Origin of the sequence: Tenacibaculum adriaticum, from assembly GCF_008124875.1 — a bacterium.
GTDB lineage: Bacteria > Bacteroidota > Bacteroidia > Flavobacteriales > Flavobacteriaceae > Polaribacter > Polaribacter adriaticus.
Genome location: NZ_VNIA01000001.1, coordinates 871410 through 891212, shown reverse-complemented (window position 1 = coordinate 891212; position 19803 = coordinate 871410). Strand labels below are relative to the sequence as shown.

The 19803-nt window shown below is 31.1% G+C and carries 17 protein-coding genes; 12 read left to right on the top strand and 5 right to left on the bottom strand.

Annotation, left to right across the window (positions count from 1 at the left end; translation table 11 throughout):
• The first annotated feature begins 56 nt into the window (after positions 1-56).
• The 12 genes from C7447_RS04125 (at position 57) to C7447_RS04075 (ending at position 16019) form a co-directional block, all read left to right on the top strand.
• Positions 57-2870: a type I restriction endonuclease subunit R gene (locus tag C7447_RS04125; protein WP_148869023.1), complete on the top strand. Its 2814-nt coding sequence runs from the start codon at positions 57-59 to the stop codon at positions 2868-2870.
• Positions 2870-4510: a hypothetical protein gene (locus tag C7447_RS04120; RefSeq protein WP_148869021.1), complete on the top strand. Its 1641-nt coding sequence runs from the start codon at positions 2870-2872 to the stop codon at positions 4508-4510. Before C7447_RS04125 ends, C7447_RS04120 begins: the two co-directional genes overlap by 1 nt.
• Positions 4507-5724, top strand: coding sequence for a restriction endonuclease subunit S (locus C7447_RS04115; RefSeq protein WP_148869019.1), 1218 nt, complete (start codon positions 4507-4509; stop codon positions 5722-5724). The genes C7447_RS04120 and C7447_RS04115 overlap by 4 nt, the downstream gene beginning before the upstream one ends.
• Positions 5725-7557, top strand: a complete 1833-nt coding sequence (locus tag C7447_RS04110) for a hypothetical protein (protein ID WP_148869017.1) — start codon at positions 5725-5727, stop codon at positions 7555-7557.
• Positions 7558-8781, top strand: coding sequence for a ComEC/Rec2 family competence protein (locus C7447_RS04105; RefSeq protein ID WP_148869015.1), 1224 nt, complete (start codon positions 7558-7560; stop codon positions 8779-8781).
• A 1-nt stretch (position 8782) separates the two neighbouring features.
• The gene (locus C7447_RS04100; RefSeq protein ID WP_148869013.1) at positions 8783-10309 is read left to right on the top strand and encodes a type I restriction-modification system subunit M; all 1527 of its coding nucleotides are present in this window, start codon (positions 8783-8785) and stop codon (positions 10307-10309) included.
• 97 nt (positions 10310-10406) lie between these two features.
• A complete protein-coding gene (locus C7447_RS04095) occupies positions 10407-11087 on the top strand; it encodes a recombinase family protein (RefSeq protein ID WP_148869011.1) in 681 nt (226 codons plus the stop codon).
• Between the two features lie 285 nt (positions 11088-11372).
• Positions 11373-11894, top strand: coding sequence for a hypothetical protein (locus C7447_RS04090; protein ID WP_148869009.1), 522 nt, complete (start codon positions 11373-11375; stop codon positions 11892-11894).
• 91 nt (positions 11895-11985) lie between these two features.
• Positions 11986-12777 (top strand): hypothetical protein, encoded by a 792-nt coding sequence (locus C7447_RS04085; RefSeq protein WP_148869007.1) that lies wholly within the window; start codon positions 11986-11988, stop codon positions 12775-12777.
• Between the two features lie 11 nt (positions 12778-12788).
• Positions 12789-12941 (top strand): hypothetical protein, encoded by a 153-nt coding sequence (locus C7447_RS14725; RefSeq protein ID WP_170245900.1) that lies wholly within the window; start codon positions 12789-12791, stop codon positions 12939-12941.
• Positions 12922-14511: a recombinase family protein gene (locus tag C7447_RS04080; protein WP_148869005.1), complete on the top strand. Its 1590-nt coding sequence runs from the start codon at positions 12922-12924 to the stop codon at positions 14509-14511. Before C7447_RS14725 ends, C7447_RS04080 begins: the two co-directional genes overlap by 20 nt.
• 173 nt (positions 14512-14684) lie before the next feature.
• Positions 14685-16019: a tyrosine-type recombinase/integrase gene (locus tag C7447_RS04075; RefSeq protein WP_148869003.1), complete on the top strand. Its 1335-nt coding sequence runs from the start codon at positions 14685-14687 to the stop codon at positions 16017-16019.
• On the opposite strand, the gene C7447_RS04070 is transcribed toward C7447_RS04075, so the two are convergent.
• Genes C7447_RS04070 through C7447_RS04050 form a run of 5 tightly spaced genes read right to left on the bottom strand, consistent with a single transcriptional unit; the run spans position 16016 to position 19802 of the window.
• Positions 16016-16807 carry a DUF4138 domain-containing protein gene (locus C7447_RS04070; protein WP_148869001.1) on the bottom strand — a complete coding sequence of 264 codons (792 nt, stop codon included), beginning with the start codon at positions 16805-16807 and terminating at the stop codon, positions 16016-16018. The two genes, C7447_RS04075 and C7447_RS04070, sit on opposite strands and share 4 nt — an antisense overlap.
• A 30-nt stretch (positions 16808-16837) precedes the next feature.
• Positions 16838-17734: a conjugative transposon protein TraM gene (gene traM / locus C7447_RS04065; RefSeq protein WP_317128786.1), complete on the bottom strand. Its 897-nt coding sequence runs from the start codon at positions 17732-17734 to the stop codon at positions 16838-16840.
• Between the two features lie 16 nt (positions 17735-17750).
• Positions 17751-18383 (bottom strand): conjugal transfer protein TraK, encoded by a 633-nt coding sequence (locus C7447_RS04060; protein WP_148868997.1) that lies wholly within the window; start codon positions 18381-18383, stop codon positions 17751-17753.
• A gap of 13 nt (positions 18384-18396) precedes the next feature.
• Positions 18397-19227 carry a hypothetical protein gene (locus tag C7447_RS04055; protein WP_148868996.1) on the bottom strand — a complete coding sequence of 277 codons (831 nt, stop codon included), beginning with the start codon at positions 19225-19227 and terminating at the stop codon, positions 18397-18399.
• 5 nt (positions 19228-19232) lie between these two features.
• The gene (locus C7447_RS04050; protein WP_148868994.1) at positions 19233-19802 is read right to left on the bottom strand and encodes a conjugal transfer protein; all 570 of its coding nucleotides are present in this window, start codon (positions 19800-19802) and stop codon (positions 19233-19235) included.
• Position 19803: the final 1 nt, after the last annotated feature.

The following is a 19803-nucleotide window of genomic DNA, read 5'->3' as shown; positions in this document are numbered from 1 at the left end:
CAAAGAAACTTTAAGATTTTTATGTATCTTGGTTGTTCGAAAAATTTGCTTTTTGAATGTCTACTAATCCTAACCAAAATCCTGAACAAATAGCTCGTGATAAAATAGACGAAATGCTAAGAGAGTCTGGATGGTTAGTTCAGTCTAAAAATAAAGTTGATTTATCTGCCAATAAAGGAATTGCAGTCCGAGAATACCAAACTGATGTTGGACCTGCCGACTATGTCCTTTTCGTTGACCGGAAACCAGTCGGAATTATAGAAGCGAAACGTGAAGACGAAGGACATAGACTTACAGTTGTTGAGGAACAATCTTCAAACTATGCAAACGCAAAACTGAAATATCTAAATAACGACCCATTACCTTTCGTCTATGAAAGCACAGGAACGATAACACGTTTTACAGATTATCGAGACCCAAAACCAAGAGGTAGAAATGTATTTAGTTTTCATAAACCTGAAACTATTGCGGAATGGTTGAGAAAGGATAAAAGTCTTCGAGAAAGATTGCTATCAATCCCAACATTAGATGAAACAGGACTACGTCCTGCTCAAATTGTTGCAATTAATAATTTGGAACATTCTTTCAAAAAGAACAGACCAAAAGCCTTAATTCAAATGGCTACTGGTGCTGGTAAAACTTTTACAGCAGCTACATTTATTTATCGTTTATTAAAACACGCAGATGCAAAGCGTGTTTTGTTTTTGGTTGACACCAAAAACTTGGGAGAACAAGCAGAACAGGAGTTTATGACTTTCCAACCCAATGACGATAACAGAAAATTCACAGAATTATATAACGTACAACGTTTAACTTCAAGTTATATTGCTAACGATAGTCAAGTTTGTATTTCTACCATTCAACGCCTCTACTCTATTTTAAAAGGAGAAGAATTGGACGAAAGTGCGGAATTGGAAAACCCAGAGGAAAATACGTGGCTCAAAAAACAAATGAGCAAAAAGAAAGCTGTTCCAGTTGAGTACACACAAAAAGTGCCCATTGAACAATTTGACTTTATTGTTATTGACGAATGCCATCGTTCCATTTACAACCTTTGGAAACAGGTATTAGATTATTTCGATGCGTTTTTGATTGGTTTAACGGCTACGCCAGACAAAAGAACCTTTGGTTTTTTTAATGAAAATGTAGTAAGTCAATACACGTATGAAGAATCGGTTACAGATGGTGTAAACGTACCTTATGATGTATATACCATAGAAACCGAAATATCCAAAAATGGCGAAACAGTAAAAGCAGGTTGGTTTGTAGATAGACGAGACAAACTCACTCGTAAAAAACGTTGGCAACAAGAAGATGAAGACACAGAATACAAACGCAACGATTTAGACAAAAAAGTAGTCAATCCAAGTCAAATCCGTAACATCATTCGTGAATATAAACGAGCTTTAAAAACGACCATTTACCCAAATCGTCTAGACGAAAATGGCGAATACGAAGTACCAAAAACATTAGTGTTTGCAAAAACAGATAGTCACGCAGACGATATCATCAAAATAATTCGTGAGGAATTTGACGAAGGCAACGACTTCTGTAAAAAAGTAACCTACAAAATAGACGAAGACCCAAAATCAGTATTAAATCGTTTTAGAAATTCATACTATCCAAGAATAGCAGTAACTGTTGATATGATTGCAACTGGAACAGACGTAAAACCACTTGAGGTTTTGTTGTTTATGCGAGATGTAAAAAGCATCAATTACTTTGAACAGATGAAAGGACGTGGAACACGAACGATTAATAATGATTCTTTACAGCTTGTAACTAAAACAGCCAAAAGCAAAACACATTTTGTGATCGTAGATGCAGTTGGTGCTATTAAATCTAAAAAAACAGACAGCCGACCTTTAGAAAGAAAGCAATCTGTACCGATGAAAGATTTATTGGGAGCAATTACAATGAGACACCAAGACGAAGATTTGTTTTTGTCTTTGGCTAACCGTTTAATTCGTTTAGAAAAACAAATTACAGAAAAGGAAAAAGACAAACTGTTAGAGTTTTCTAGTGGTAAAAACCTAAAACAGATAACCAAAGAATTAATTACTGCATACGACCTAGATGCTATTGATGAAAAAGCACAATTTGAAATCGATAAAATTCCTGTGCAAGACCAAACACCTGCGTTAATTGACGAAGCAAAACAAAAAGCTCAAGAACAACTGATTTTAGAAGCCAGTAAAACTTTTAATGGTGAACTAAACGAGTATTTGGAAAACTTACGAAAACAACACGAACAAATTATTGATAGTATAAATATTGATACGATTACCAAAAGTGAATGGGAAACCACCTCTGTAGATAATGCACAACAAGTTGTAAAAGACTTTAGCGAATATTTGGAAGCAAACAAAGATGAAATAAAAGCATTAAGTATCTTTTACAATCAACCTTATAACCGCAGAAATATCACTTTTAAAATGATAAAAGAAGTGATGGAAAAGCTGCAATTAGAAAAACCTTTATTTGCTCCCGATTACGTTTGGGATGCATATACACAATTAGAAGATGTAAAAAGCCAACAGCCCAAAGACGAATTAACCGCTTTGGTTTCATTGATTAGAAAAGTTTGTGGAATAGACAACGAACTAAAAGCCTTTGACAAAACCATAGACGAAAACTTTAAAAACTGGATGTTTAAACAAAACGCAGGACAACACAACCGTTTTTCGCCAGAACAAGTAGAATGGTTACGAATGATAAAAGACCACGTAGTGAGCAGTTACCATATTGAAATAGACGATTTAGATTACACACCTTTTGATGCCAAAGGTGGAAAAGGAAAAATGCACCAATTATTTGGCAATAAGATGGACGATATAATTAATGAACTTAATGAAGTATTAGCAGCATAATGGCAAGACTACAAATTCTGGGACATGCTTTTATTAGCTATGAATATGATTTAAGAGACGTCTATTGGACAGAAATGTCACAAAAAGTTATTGATAAATTCGGAAACAAATCTTTTAAGGATAGTAATGAGGTAGAAGAGATTTTGCTATATTGTTTTAAATATCTTGTCAAAAAATTTAAAGAACTTGTGTTTTCTGAAACAAGTTTTACTTTTTTCATGTATGTGTTTTGGTTGCATGAAGAATCAATAAAAATTTATTTGCAGCATGTCCAAGGAGCAAGTTTAAGTCCTATTGATGAAGATGAGTTTGCAAGGTCTAGACGCATTTTAAAAGCAATTTTAGAGCAAGGGTGTGATATTGATTTAAAATGGGGAAAGTTTCCAGAAGATTCTAAGGAATTAGAAAAGTTTGATGAAAAAGTTCAACACCTCTTATACGTTTGTACTTGGTTATACCATTTTGCAGACCATATTGCTTATCAGAAAATGGTTGAAGAATATAATAGGGTTGAATTTGATGAGGACAATTTAATAGTAATTGATTTCCAACATCATTATGGCACCGCATATCATACATTGTTCCCTGCTATTGGTGAAGAATACGAGAGAGGAGCTTATGAATTAGAGATTGTTCCTGAATTAAAGCAAAAAATTAACGAATGCTTTAAAATAGATTATGATTGGGCTGGAGCGATTATATATGAAATAAAAAAGTATCATAATCCAAAAGATTCTTCATTACAAACAATAGAACCTTATGTACTACCTAAAAATCTTGCTCAACAGTTTGGTATTACAGAAGAGGAGGCTAAATTGTTTTATGATGGCTTAACTATCTCTAGAAATAACAAAATGTCTTTAGAAGATTTAATTCTAAAGCCTTATTCAATGGATAGGTTTATGTATAGACCTATTTTGGTCTATCAAATAGATGGTATAGAACGAGCTTTAGTAGGTGAAGAAAAATATCCAGAAAGTGTTATGGTTTTAGCTACGAATGCTCTAAAGTGGAACACCCTACCAAAAGAATGGTTACAAAATGATTGCATCAAAACATTTATGCAGCTAAAAGGTAATGAACACGACAAACTATTAGAGGACGAAGTTGAAAATATTTTACTAGATAATAAATTACGATTTGCAAGAAACATTAAATCATTAAAGCAACATAAAGCAAATAACATCAACATCGACAATGTTTTTTGTGGTGAAATTGATTTTTTGATTATAAACACGAAACTTAAAAAGCTGCTCGTTGTAGACTGTAAATATAACAAAGCACGTTATGAGGCAGTCGGCTACAGGACAGATGACACCAATTTTAAAGCCAAGTATGAACCAAAAATGCTTAAGAAAAATAATTGGATATTGAATAATATAGCTGTTGTCAATGACCATTTTCAAATTATATATCAAGATGATAGTATTGATATTACAGGATATGAAGTGGAGACAGTATTTTTTATAAATACACCTACTTTTTATATGTTTAATGGTGATTATAAAGCCATAACATTAAGCCAAATTTTAGATTATTTAGATGGAAATTATAAATACAACTTACTATCAATTAAACATAATGGTGAGGAAATTAAACATCCTTTTTTTAGAAAACCAAAAATGAAAAGCGAAGAATGAAGGAGGATTGGATAGAATGTTGCTTCGAAGATTTATTAGATTACGAACAACCCACAAAATATATAGTTAAAAGCACTAAGTATAATGACAAGTATAAAACACCAGTTTTAACAGCAGGAAAGACATTTATAAAAGGCTACACCAATGAAACTGATGGTGTTTTTGACAACTTACCAACTATAATTTTTGATGATTTTACAACCGCTTCGCAGTTTGTAAATTTTCAGTTTAAGGTAAAATCTTCTGCAATGAAAATACTTGTACCTACTAGCAAATTGGTAAATATGCCATTTGTGTATTATGCTATGCAAGTAAACCAAGTTAGAAGCGATACTCACAAAAGATACTGGATTTCTGTTTTTTCAAAAAAGAAATTTCTGTTACCACCTTTAGTAATTCAAAATACTATTGTAAAAAAAATAGAAGAACTCTTTAGTAGTTTAGACACCGGTATCGCCGATCTAAAAAAAGCACAAGACCAACTCAAAATTTACAGACAAGCGGTGTTAAAAAAGGCTTTTGAGGGGAATTATAAGTTAGAAAAATTAGGCAAAGTTGCAGAAGTAAAAAGAGGAAAGTCAAAACATAGACCCAGAAATGACAAATCTTTATTTGGTGGGAAATATCCATTTATACAAACTGGAGAAATTAGGGCAACAAATGGCGGAGTAATAAAAGAATTCAGCAAAACTTATTCTGAAAAAGGATTAGCACAAAGTAAATTATGGCCAAAAGGAACTCTTTGCTTAACTATTGCCGCCAATATTGGCGAAACAGCTTTTTTAGGATTTGATGCCTGCTTTCCTGATAGTGTTGTTGGGATAAAACCTGATAATGAATTGTTAAACTCAAAATATTTGAATTTTTACGTTCAGAAGATAAAAGAGGAAATGGATAGTAAAGCTTCTGCAACTGCACAAAAAAATATTAATGTAAGAATATTAGATGCTTTAGAAATACCTATTCCATCACTTAAAGAACAACATCAAATCGTCCAAGAAATCGAAAGTCGTTTGTCGATTTGTGATACTGTAGAAAAAGACATTTTAGAAAGTTTAGAAAAAGCCGTAGCCTTACGCCAAAGTATTCTTAAAAAAGCATTTAAGGGTACATTGTTAAACGAAGCAGAAATTGCTAAATGTAAAGCAGATAAAGATTATGAGTCTGCTAGTGTTTTGTTGGAAAAGATAAAGACAGAGAAAAAGAAGAAGTAAATGTTTGAAAAAATCACATCAGATGAAGCTTTAATAGCAATAAGACAATTAGAAAGCGAAGATAACTTAAGAAAGACGACTTATGCTGTCTGGTGGAAAGGAAAATTAATATCACCCAGTGCGATAATTTCAAAACATTTTGAGATAATTGGGAACCCAATAAATCGCAATAGTTTCGACACAAATCAAGCACAAAAAACATTATTAAACCTCGGTTTTCCTATAGTGGATACATCTAGGGATGATGGTTTTTTTACCGAAAAGGAACTTAATTCTTTCAGTCAATTAATCAAGAACAGATTTTATGACAAATCAAAACCAGTTGATAAGAATATTGGAGAATTCATATCAAATGTCATTTGGAAAAAGACAAAAAAATGGCGAGACAAACTTCTAGAACTTGGTTGGTTTAAAGACAATGACAGGTATACTTGGCAAACGCAAAGCAGCTCTAAACAAGGGAACAACTATAAACAATATACTTGGTACAGAGTATATCATTTATCAAACACTAAAAAACTTATTTTTTTTACTGTTGGTGTTGGTAGTAACGGAGCATTAGAATATAAATTAGATATCCAAGCAAATCATGATTTCTTTACTGATGAAGATAGGCATTGGTTTTATACAAATAGAAGCTTGTTAGGTGCAGATATGCTAACTATTTCAAAAGATGAAATAGTTAATGAAAATTGGTCTAGCTTATTAAAGAAAACAGATGATTATTTTAAAAAAAACTTATCAGTTTTAGAAAAAATATCTTCTCATTTCTGGCCAGAAAAACGTTTAATGCGTTTAGTCTGGAATGATAATAATTGGCAATTTCCAATTACTAGAAATTGGAATAAGAAGTGGCAAGGTAAAAAAGATAAAGCGCATCACGAACAATTCGGCTTTGGCTTTGAAGAATGGCTGTTTAATAAAAGATATCTAATTGATGGCTCTAGATATGGCTATATAAGAGGTGTAGCTTCTATGCCAAAAGACATTTCCTTTATAGACGAGCTTCATTTATACAGTATTCATCCAATATCAAAGCAACAATTTATAATTGGAGTTTTGAAAAATGTTAATATATATCATGAGATTGATGAAGTAGACGAAAAAGTAGTTGATGTATTTGAAAGAAACAGAAGTTTAATGCTTAAAGAACTAGCAGAAGTAGAAGCAGATACTAAACTATTAAAAACATTAGAGTTAAGACCAAATCTATCCTTTAGCGTTGAAGATGCAATTATATATCAAGAGCCAATTTTAATAAATCAAGATGTATTAAAAATTCATCGATTCATCCCACGTATTATTGAGAGTGACTTGGAGTTATTAATTGAAGAAGTTGATTTAGAAATTAAAGACCCAAAAATGAAATTTGACGAAGGCAATGGTACAGGTTCAAATTCATATTCCCAAAATGTTAGTGGAGGAAAAAGAAACGTAAATCGTACACATGCTGATATTACAAATGACTTGCATGAATATTTAACACAATCTGAAGAATATAAGAATTTTGAAATTTCAACTGAAAAAACAAGAATTTCTAATAATCTAGTCGATTGCGCTGCAAAAAAAGGAAATGTATACATACTATTTGAAGTTAAAACTGCTAATTCAGTTTTAGCATGTATACGTCAAGCACTAGGTCAAATAATAGAATATGCAATTCTAGATGTTTCTTTGAAAATTGAACAGCTTATTATCATAGGTCCTGTAACCCCAACTGAGTGTGATTTAACATATTTACAAAATTTAAAAAGTAAATTAAAACTGCCATTACACTATTGGTCGTATTCGGTAGAGGAAAAAAACTTATCAATGAAATTTAAAACTCACTAAATGTATTTAAAATACCATAGAAGATATTTTCCTGAAGATGTATTAGTCTACATAGAAGAGTTCAATAAACCAAATGGATATGTCATTTTCGACTTTTATGATTCTAATGAGTTCATTCGATTTTCAAATACTATAAAAGATGATTATGATTGGATAGAGAATGGAACGATGGTTCAGTTAATAAATTATAATAAAAGAACAATAAGAGAAAACACATACTATTCAATTAAAAGGGAAACAATTAATTTTTGGATTGAAAATGATTCAATTTCTAAAAATGAAAATTCTTTTTTACTGGGCTATGAAATTGATATGACAAATTTTGAATTAGAGACAGAAGTTTTTACACACACAGTTTCTCTTAATGATTTTTTTGAAACTAATCATTTAGCTTATAGCTATAATGGTATCGACAATATAGGTGATATTGATATTGATTTAAATGGAGATCTTAGTGTTATTGTAAGAAATGTTGGTCAAGGTAACTGGAACGAAATTAAAAGAAACAATAATTTTGAAGTTGTCTATGACTGTGGTACTTCATTGAATGCAAAAAAAAGTGATATTAGATCATTAATTAGCTCAAGATCTAATGATTACTTAATTGATAAACCTTGCTTTTTTTTATCTCATTGGGATAAAGATCATTATCACTGTTTAGTTGGTATGACAGATTCAGAATTATCATCTTTTTCTAATTTTGTTTGTAGGGATAATTTGCCAAATTTGACAAGTAGAAAGCTCTTTTCGAGAATATCAAGTTTGCTTCCATTTAATGTCTACCCAATTCCTGCTGATAATAGAACTGTAAGAGGGGGTTTAACATTTTTAAGAGCATTAAATCCAATTACAAATAGACTTGTAATTTATAATTCGCAATATCACAAGAATAGAAATATTTCAGGAATCTTTTTATCTTTAAAAAATTCAAAAACCAGTGTTGTTTTTTCTGGAGATTCCCATTATTCTCAGATTTCAACTTGTATTTTACCTCATCTAAATTTTAATCACCAACATTATTTAATTGTTCCACATCATGGAGGAAAAGGAGGTACTTATGTTTACACAAACCCTGGTAAAATTAAATTCGAGAGTGCAATAATATCTGTTGGGCCAAATAAATATGGGCACCCTCAACCATATTATGTATCTGCTCTAAAATCAGACTTTAGAACTTTTAATAAAACTTCACATGCAAAAAGTGATATTACTATAAACTTATAAAATGACAGACTCAACAATAATATCAAAAATATGGAACCTTGCTAACGTTTTAAGAGACGATGGCGTAGGTTATGGGGATTATTTAGAACAAATTACCTATTTGCTATTTTTAAAAATGGCAGATGAACTAAACAAACCACCCCATAACAAAGGACTTAAATTTCCAAAAACACCTATTTTAAAAGATAAAGAAGGTTTTATTGTAAAACCTTCAGAAACTTGTGATTGGGAAACCTTATCCAATAAAAGAGGTGCAGAATTAGAAGCTTTTTATAGCCAATTGTTAAGAATTCTCTCTAATGAGAAAGGAATGTTGGGACAAATTTTTACCAAAAGTCAAAACAAAATTCAAGACCCAGCCAAACTGCTCAAAGTCATTGACATGATTAACAGAGAGGATTGGAATATGATGGGATCGGATATAAAAGGAAAAATTTATGAAGGCTTATTACAGAAAAATGCAGAAGATACCAAAAGTGGTGCTGGTCAATATTTTACACCTAGAGCATTAATTCAAACTATTGTGGCTTGTGTACAACCTAAACCAAAGAAAACCATTGCAGACCCCGCTTGTGGCACAGGTGGTTTCTTTTTAGCTGCTTACGATTGGATAGTAGAAAATAATCAACTAGACCGAGAAGAAAAAGTATTTTTAAAGAACAAAACCTTTCACGGAAATGAAATTGTAGCCAATACACGTAGAATGTGTTTAATGAACATGTATTTACATAATATTGGTGAAATAGATAGCGAATCGTTAATCAATCCAAACGATGCTCTTATTGCAGACGACGGAAAACGTTTCGATTATGTGTTGGCAAATCCACCATTTGGTAAAAAAAGTAGCATGACAATTACCAACGAAGATGGAGAAGCCGAAAAAGAAGATTTAAGTTACAATCGTCAAGACTTTTGGGAAACCACTTCTAACAAACAACTAAACTTTTTACAACACATAAAAACACAACTAAAAATTGATGGAGAAGCTGCAGTTGTGCTTCCTGATAATATTTTATTTGAAGGTGGTGCAGGAGAAGAAGTAAGAAAGCAGTTAATGAAAACAGCTGATTTACACACAATTTTAAGATTACCTACTGGAATTTTTTATCGCCCTGGTGTGAAAGCAAACGTATTGTTTTTCAAAAATAAACCCGCCAGTAAAGAAGCTTGGACTAAAGATATATGGTTTTATGATTACAGAACTAACGTACATCATACATTAAAGAAAAAACCAATGATGTTAACGGATTTAGAAGAGTTTGTAAAACTTTACAATCCGAGTAATATAAACAAACGAGAAGAAACTTGGAGCGAGGAAAATGAAGAAGGAAGATGGAGAAAATACACGTATGATGAAATCATTGCAAGAGATAAAACGAGTTTGGATATTTTTTGGTTGAAAGACAAAAGTTTAACCGATTTGGACAATCTACCAGACCCAGACATTTTAGCGAATGAAATAATTGAAAATATAGAATCTGGACTGAATAGTTTTAAAGAAATTACAGAAAATTTAAATACAAATTAGAAAATAGACTTTCAAACCCTTGCTAAATATCTCAGTTTTTTGTAAATTTATTAGATAAGTTACTTAAAAACAAGCTCCTATCTAATAAATAAAGATAATGACCAAATACATTAGTTATTACAGAGTAAGCACTCAAAAGCAAGGGCAGAGTAAATTAGGGTTAGAAGCTCAAAAAACATCTGTAAACATATTTTTAAGCGACAAAGATCAATTAATTGCAGAATATGAGGAAGTTGAAAGCGGAAAGAAAAATAATCGCTTAAAACTTTTAAAAGCAATTGAGCATTGTAAAGCTACAAACTCAACATTATTAATAGCTAAGTTAGATCGACTTTCAAGAAATGTCCAATTCATTTATACACTAAGAGATAGTAATGTAAATTTCGTCTGTTGCGATTTGCCAGACGCAAATACTGTTACCATTGGGATACTTGCAGTATTGGCGCAAGAAGAAAGAGAGAGAACAAGTCAGAGAACAAAAAAAGCATTGGAGGAATTAAGAAAAAAGGGAGTAAAATTAGGAACACCAGAAAACTTAACTCCAGAAGCTAGAAAAAAAGGCACTTTAAAGGTTATACAAAATGCCAAGGAAAACCCAAACAATAAGAAAGCAACCGCTATGATTGTTCTACTTCGAAAAGAAAAATTAAGCTATAGAAAAATAGCAGCTAAATTAAACGAAGAAGGATTCAAAACAAGGAGAGATAAAGAATTTTCAGCTTCACAAGTGTTAATACTATATGATAGATATACAAAATCTAAAATCTCAATAGATTAGTCGTTGAGATTTTATAATTTTACGTTCAACCAAAAAATAATTTGTAAGGAAACAAAATTTTATACATTATAGATTAGCGTTAATCTAATTTTCTTGTTACTGAAAACCGCCAAATTTCATAATGCACACAAGAGAATAGGTCTAATGCTCACGTTACGGCGTGGGCTGTTCCTATTTGTGTGCAGGGTGCTTGGCGGTACCTCAGTAGCAATAGGTTACAGTACCCACGCTTCTTGGTTTTATTAACTACTCTTTGGGACTGAGAGTATCTAAATTATCAGTTCAATGAAATTAATAAAATATATTGCAAGTAGTTTTCTGTTTTTAGGAGGATTAGGAATAATGGGAAATGGAGAAATAATTCCTGCATTAATTCTAATTGTGCTAGGTGTGGTTTTATTTCCTAAAATAAACCAGTTACTAAAAAAAAAGTTTAAAAAATTTAATATTAAAAGTGTTAGATATGTTATTTATGTTACGCTGTTTTCAATGAGTGGATTCTTTATGAATAGAGAAACAATTGGTTATAAACAAATAGAAATGAAAAACAATTCAGTTGAGATAAAAGAAACAGAATCTGAAAAAATGAACCGAATAATGGGCAATGATAGTTTCTGGCAACTGTATGATTCAGAACTAAAAATCAGAATCTATAAATTAGTATTAGCAAAAGACTGTAAAGGTTTACAGCACCAATTTAACATAGCTGACAAAAACTCAAAAGCCAACCAAAAAAGAACAGGCAGTAACAATGCTTATCTAATGGACTTCATCAATACTAAGATGAATGAGATTGAATGCTATTAGTATAAATTTATTAGGTCAATATAGTCTTAATATAAATATATTTTGTTACTTATGGGAAATATTTTTATATTTGTTTCAAATTACCATTACAATGGATATCAAAAAACTTATTGGTCAATCCGCTAGCATCAAGAAGCAAGCCTTTATAGAAGAATTAGAAAACATACCAATTTCATTCTTCGAGTTTAACAATAGCGAAATATCTAACTTTAGCTTAAACAACACTAAAACAGGAATAACCGCAGATGTATCTCCTAGAGCTTTAAATAGGTGGATAGACCAAGGAGTTGTCATTATCGAAGAATCAGACAAAGGAAAAACAAGAAGATTCAATAGACTAGAAAGTATTTGGATTAAAATAGCTGTAGAGTTAAGAAACTTTGGAGTTTCATTAAATGACTTAAAATATATCCGTGAGCAGTTGTTTGATTATACCTTTGAAGGGTTCAATATGTTTAAATTTAAGATTCTTAAAAACATTCTTACCACTCCAGAATACATTGTAATAAGCGAACATCATCAAGTAGGATTCTATCCTTATAGTCATTATGCTAAACTAGCTAGTAAAGGATTCTTACTATCACACATAAATATTAGATTCATAGACTACATAAAAGAAGAATTTCCAAATAACAGTCTTAACACAGATTTTGGCATAAAAGATTTTGAAGAAGATATCAATAAGGTTTCATTACTCTATTACCTTAAAACAAATGATTTTAAAGAAATAAGAATTACACTTTCTGACGGAGATATCAGACTACTTAATAATTCATCACAATTAAAAAACAATTCAGAATTATTAGAGCAGATTCAGAATTGGAATTTTAAGGCAGTTAAAATTATTATAGATACCGAAACAGAGTATATAATTGATAACTAAACTTGCCTGTTATGTTGACATTAGAAAAGTGTAGAAGAATCTTAGAAGCAGGTGGTAAAAAGTATTCCGATGAAAATGTAAAAAAACTTCGGGAAAAACTTTACAGCTTGGCAGGTGTTGTAACAGATGTTAAAGCGTTAGAAAATGAAAAATTGGAAGAATAAAAAAGCTGTACTTATTGCAAGAGTTAGCACCACAGACCAAAAGGATAATGGGTATAGCTTACCTCAACAAAAAGATTTACTTTATGATTTTTGTAATCGAAATAATATTGAAGTTGTTGAATATTTAGAGGAAGATTATACAGGAACTACGCTAGAAAGACCCCAAATCAAAAGACTAAGAAAGTTGGTCAGCTCTAAAAAAATTGACTTAGTCTTATTTCACAAATGGGATAGGTTCTCTCGTAAAACATCACTAGGATTAGTAGAGATAGAAAAAATACAGGATAAAGGAATTGAAATAAATGCTATCGCCGAATACATAGATTTTAATATTCCTCAACAAAGAATGATGTTGTTCATGTACCTTGGACTTGGCGAAGTTGAAAATGCTGTTAGAAGTCAGAGGACGAAAAACGGAATTATTGGTGCACTGAAAGAAGGTAGGCATGTAAATAAAGCTCCAATAGGATATCTTAACGCTAAAGACCCAAATAATCCATCTAAGCCATTAATTGTTCCTTGTCCAACAAAAGCACCTCTCATTCAAGATATTTTTAATGAATACGCTACTGGATACTATAGTCAAGAACACCTTAGAAAGAAATATCAAAAATTGGGAATCACAAGAAGCAAGAGTCAATTTAGCAATATGCTATCAAATATATTATATACTGGTAAAATTATTATTCCAGAGAATAATGGAAATAAAGAAGAAATTAGAAATGCGCTTCATGAACCAATAATTGATATTGTTACATTCAATAAAGTACAAAAGGTAAAGTCGGGTAAAGCAAACGTTAGGTTAAACTCAAAAAAGAATAGTAAGTATGAAGAAATAATGCCTCTTAGAGGAGGTGTGTTAGAATGCTCAAAATGCGGTAGAAATTTGACAGGTAGTCCATCAAAGAGTAGAAATGGGAGCTATACTTTCTATTATCACTGTGATACAAAAAAAGGCTGCGGAGAACGGTTCAGAATAGACCTAGCACATTATGAACTAGAGGTTTTATTAAACTCACTAAAGCCTCCTAAAGAAGTTGTAGAGTTGTTTAAAGAGATTCTTATCGATTCATATAAGTCAAATCAATCCAATAGGATAAATACAATTAAGAAGCTAAAGAAACAAAGAGCACAAATAGAAGAGAAATTAGATAACACAACAGAAAAGTATATCGAAAATGCTATAGATAAAGAAAGTTACTTAAGATTAAAGAACAAGTACAAAGAACAAATAAGTAGTTTAACTATTAGTATAGATGAGTATTCAGATTACCAGAAGGATATTAGTTTGTATATAGACTTTGGAATTAATTTACTTACTTGTCTTAGCACTTTCTACAAAAAAGCAAGAACAGAAATAAAAAGAAAAATCATTGGTTCGATATTTTCTGAAAAATTAATTTTTGAAGATAAAAAGTATCGAACCGCAAAATTAAACGATGCCATTTCTCTCATCTTTAGTAATAGTAAGGGGTTAGAAGTAATGGAAAATAAAAAAGGAGAGTCTATTTCTAAACTCTCCTACTCAGTAGCGGGAACAGGACTCGAACCTGTGACCTTCGGGTTATGAGCTTTGTCGTATCTTACGTAAATTAACATTAAAATACTTCTAATCAATTACTTATGGATTATTTAATTTTTTATCATTTTAAATAAAATCAATTAATTTCAAATTATTCTGTACCTATTCTGTACCCATTTTTAATTTTTATTCTTAAATTTAATGCATTAAAAATCAACATAATGGCTTCAATTAAAATTGTTCGACGTAAGAACAAAGAACGAAAAGATGGTACCGCTCCTTTAGCCCTCCGATTAAGCAAGAATTATAAAACTAATTACTTCTTTACAGGTCAATATATTTTAGAGAAAGATTGGGATTGTGAGAATGGTAAAGTGAAACGGACACATCCTAATCATAAAAAAATCAATAATTTCTTGATGAAAAAAATTATTGAAGCTAATGATATTTCCTTTGAGGTAAACAATAAAATATCAAGCAAAGAATTAAAGAAAAAAATTGTTGGACTAAATAATCAAAAATCATTTTTTGAACTTGCTGCCAATCGTATAGAAAACAAGTTTAAAAAAGGAACTTATTCTGTGGCAAAATCTGAGTTATCCATTCTCCACAATTTGGATGAGTATTTAAGTTCAAAAACTGCTTTACCTAAAGAAGTGATTATTTCTGGGATTAATAAAAGACGTAAAGAGCGTATAAGTAGGGCGAAAAGAAATGGATACTCATATGAGGATGGGATTAACTATTTTAAGAATAATACTAAGCTAGAATTTCAAGATATTGACCAATCATTTATTAATAAGTACAAAGTATTTTGTTCTGCTTATCTTTTACAGAAAACCAGAACTATTACTAATCAATTAATTTTTATTCGAACTATTTTTAATATTGCCATAAAAGATAATCTCATAGATAATACAATCTATCCTTTTGCTAATGAAAAAGAAAGAATCCGCATTAAAAGTTCAAATCATAAAATAGGATTAACAAAAAAAGAGATAGAAAAAATTGAACAATTAAACTTTCCTAAATTATCATCAATTTGGCATACCCGAAATGTTTGGCTTATTGCTTTTTATTTTGCTGGAATTAGAATTTCTGATGTTGTCAGATTAAAATGGTCCGATTTTAAAAATGATAGACTTTACTATATAATGAACAAAAATGAAAAACCGTTGAGCTTAAAAATACCAGAAAAAGCCAAGTCTATTTTAAATAAATATAAAAAACATTCTAAAGAAAATAACGGTTATGTTTTTCCATTCTTACAAAAAGTAAAAGAACATAATACTGAAGATATGTTTAGGAAGACTAGAAATGCAACTAAACTATTCAACAAATACTTAAAAAGAATCGCTGTTCAATGTGATATTAAAAAAAATCTATCTAACCATATTGCTCGTCATAGTTTTGGAAATATTGCCGGAGATTCTATTCATCCTCTAATGCTTCAAAAACTATATAGACATAGTGATTTAAAAACTACACTTAATTATCAAGCAAATTTTATTCATAGAGATGCCGATGAAGCCTTAGATAGTGTTATAAATTTTTAGTATTTAAAAACAATTTTTCTACTTCCTTTAAATTCTTGCATTTCCAATTCTAATTTCTCGCTATTTCCCAAAACAAACTTTGGTAATACTAATACAAATCGTTTAGATTGCTTATTCTTTACCATACCAGGAAACAGGTGTTTATAAACAGTTTCTTGTTGCAATTTTTGATAAGAAGCCTTACGTTTTTTATTGCCATTTACTCGATACACATTCAAATAATCAATTTCAAAATCAATTCTTGAATTATTAGTAAACTCCACAACCAAATACACTTCAGAACTTTGATATACTACTTTTTGAAGTCCCAATTTTAACCCTTTATTCCTTTTTGTCTTAAGATTTTCATATTTTGACTTCAATAAAAATCGACTAAAGTTTTCAAAAAACTTATTCTTTTTTTTGTCTACTAAACTAAGTTCTATATTCGGTTTTTCATTTATTAGGGTTGGAATTTCATTACCGACACTTTCTGTACCGGAAACAAAATAATTCAGCTTTGGAAGCTCCTTGGAATATTTTAAAATGTAGGAATACACCTCTCCATCATTAGTAACTGCTAATAAATTACTTTCAATTCCTGGTTGTGCCTGTAGTAGTCCAAAGTATTGTTCTTTTTCTCTATTATAAGTAAAAACAAAATTGGAAGCTCCAGTAATTCCTTGCCGAATGGGTTTAGGAAAAAATAGCGCAACATTTTTATGCTCATTGGCATAAATAGTATCCAACTTTTGTTGTGCGTTTAAAGTTGTACTCATAAGTACAAGTATGATTAAATATTTTTTCATTAGAGTGATTTTTTAAATACCTCTTAGAGGTTATTGTTTTAATTTTAGGATGAGTTGATAGTTATCTGCAATAGTAACTCTTACATTACGGTTGTTTTTTTGAAATAATCTTTTAACACCACTTACTTGTGGAATGCCTGCAATGTTTATATCATTAACAGCGTCACTTACTAGCTGCTGTCTAACATCAGCTCTAAAGCTGTTCTCTATGTAAATTCCTTCACTACCATCTTGAAAATCATGCGCGGTTAGCTTTATCGGTTGGTGGTTGATATGCTCAATAGAAATCATTGTACGATTAGGCTGAAACTTTACAAAACCATAAATAGCAGTGTTTTTCGGTAAATGCTTGCCAATGATCGTTGCATCTTTTGTCAAGCGCATCTCTAAACGATAATTTTGTCTAACGGTTTGGGTTCCATCAACCCGAACAAAAATTTGAGCATCAGTGTTTGTAACTAATAAATTCTCATTTTCTTGAGGATTGGAAGCAAAAAATAATTGATGTTCTAAACCTAGTTTTTTTACATCAACTAAAGTTTCCTGATTTTTAATCTTTTGAGTTGTATCCTTATCAATTTTCAATGCTGGTTTTATAGAAACGGATGATTTACTGTGTGAAACTTCCGTATAACTTATTCTTCCTTCTTTATAGATACTGTCAATCTTTCGCTTCTTTTCTTTTTCCAGTAAGTCTGGATCATATACACCAGTAGAATCCAACAAGCGTTCATCATAAATACTAGGTGCATTGGTTTGTCGTACTTCCTTTAAGTCATCCAATGCTTCTAGTTTGGATTTATATTCCTTTTGCTCATCTTTCAATTCAGGAACTGGAATTTGATTATTCTCAAGGGTTGGTTCTTCATTATCTCCAAAAGCAATGACAGCATAAGATGCTATAAATAACACTACACATAATATCACTCCCGCAAAGATAATTTTATTCTTTTCTATTTTCATCGTTATAATCTTCTGTTTTTCGTAATGTATTTTCAAAAAAATTGGTAATCAATAATCCATGTGTGTTTTTGGGGAAGTTCCGGTTAACATGAATTATATTTCCTGTGGTAGTTAATTCATAAGTATCAACTATTGAACCCCTGTTAATTTCAAAAATGGTTTTAGTTTCAAACCGATAAGGTTCACTTTGTGTATCTATTTTAGAATCGATACTCAACACTTTTTGCACTAAAGAATACTGAAGTAATCTGTTATAAACTCCATCTGCTTTCTTTTGTCTGTATAAAGCATCTACAGAACTATTTCCTAACCACAATGCCCTTTCTAAATTCTTTTCGTAATTACTGGCATCTATGTTATAAAAATAAGTGTGAAACAGATCTAAATGCGCTAAAGCTTCAACACTTAGATTCTCTAATTGTGATATCATCTTTAAAGGAATCACTTGCCCATCTCCATTCACCACAAAAGCATTATTAACACTCTCTTTATGGAGCTTTACAACCATTACTATAGAGATGATACTTGTAAGTAGCGCAGCAGCCACTACTGTTAATACTATGAAGCGATTAATTTTTAATACATTATATATATTCTTATAAGGTGTTTTCATATAATTATTGAGATTATGTAACAAAAAGTTTAAAAACAAAAGAAGTAGCACGACGGTATAACTTGAATTTTAGAAATACAATAAAACCAACAGAACCTAACTGAATCAATGGTGCAAAGAACTCACTACCCCAATCAGTTCCAAAAAGACTGTTCCAAAAGTTGGTATTGATTTCTGTATACAGATTATTTACAAATACGTTTACCAGAAAAAAGGCAGGAACAAGCATATACACGCCAGCATACAGCTTAAAAAAATTATAAGCCAATGTTCTGAATTTTTCAAATACTGCAAGACTTATCACTAATGGAAAAAAGGCTTGCATGATTCCTAATAAAAAGAAACGTTCTGCAAGAAATAATGGGTAAATAAACAAGTCTATCAACCATAAAAATATGCCAATAATAAAAGACAATATCTTTAATCCATATAATGGGGTTACCAGTGCTTCATATAACATTGCCAGTGCTTTTTTGGCGGCTTCCAAGGCACCCACATCCTCTTCCAAATCTATATCCTGCATCTGCAAAGGAAGGAGTGCCGGAGCCGTATCTCTATATTGGTTTTCAATAGCTAGCAAAATGGAATCAAATACACTCAAAACCTGTGTAGATAAAATCACAATGATAACAATGGCAAAATTCTTAGCTAGTTCTGTGGGTGTCAAGCCCCAAGTATGGCCATCCGTTGAAGCGATACCCTCATTATACTTCTTAAGAATATTGATCAGAAAGAACAGAATAGCCAATGTCTTCATCCCCGTAATGGTGTACTGAGAAAAGTCACTATTCTTAATAGTAGTAAAAACGGCATCTATATATTCTAATCCTATTCCTAAAAACATGTTTTTTAATAATTTGTTTCTCGGTTATTAATAATATCCTGCATTCTTCTAAAGGAAATAATCTCTCGGTAGCGTCTTGTTTTTGCCTGTACTTCAGCAACCATCTCCTGAGATTTCAGCTCATGTTCTTTTAGCACCTCCGCACGTTCTGCATCTGTCATTTTCAGATTTCCATTGGATAAGATTTGATTGATATAGTTGACACTGGACGTAGAGTTTTCTATTATTTGCGTAAATGATTCTGTTACTCGATTAACTTCGTCTGGTTTGATATAAGGTGAGTTTAAAATCTCTTGTAAATCGCCTTGAACCATATTAAACAACTGTTGGTTGTTCTGAATAACTTCATGTACTGCGTTTAACTGCTGAATTACATTACTTACCTGTTCAATTCGTTCTTTTTGCTTTTGTAAAAAGTCAACTGTCTTTAATAGTTGTGTAGTGTGTTTCCCTGATTCCAGAAGCTGTTTTGCTAAACTGATAAAATTGGTATTGTCATATACTGGCATCCCTTGGGCAGTACCAGTGGCATTCACAAGTATGAGTAACATTGCGGATAAAATTGTTTTTTTCATT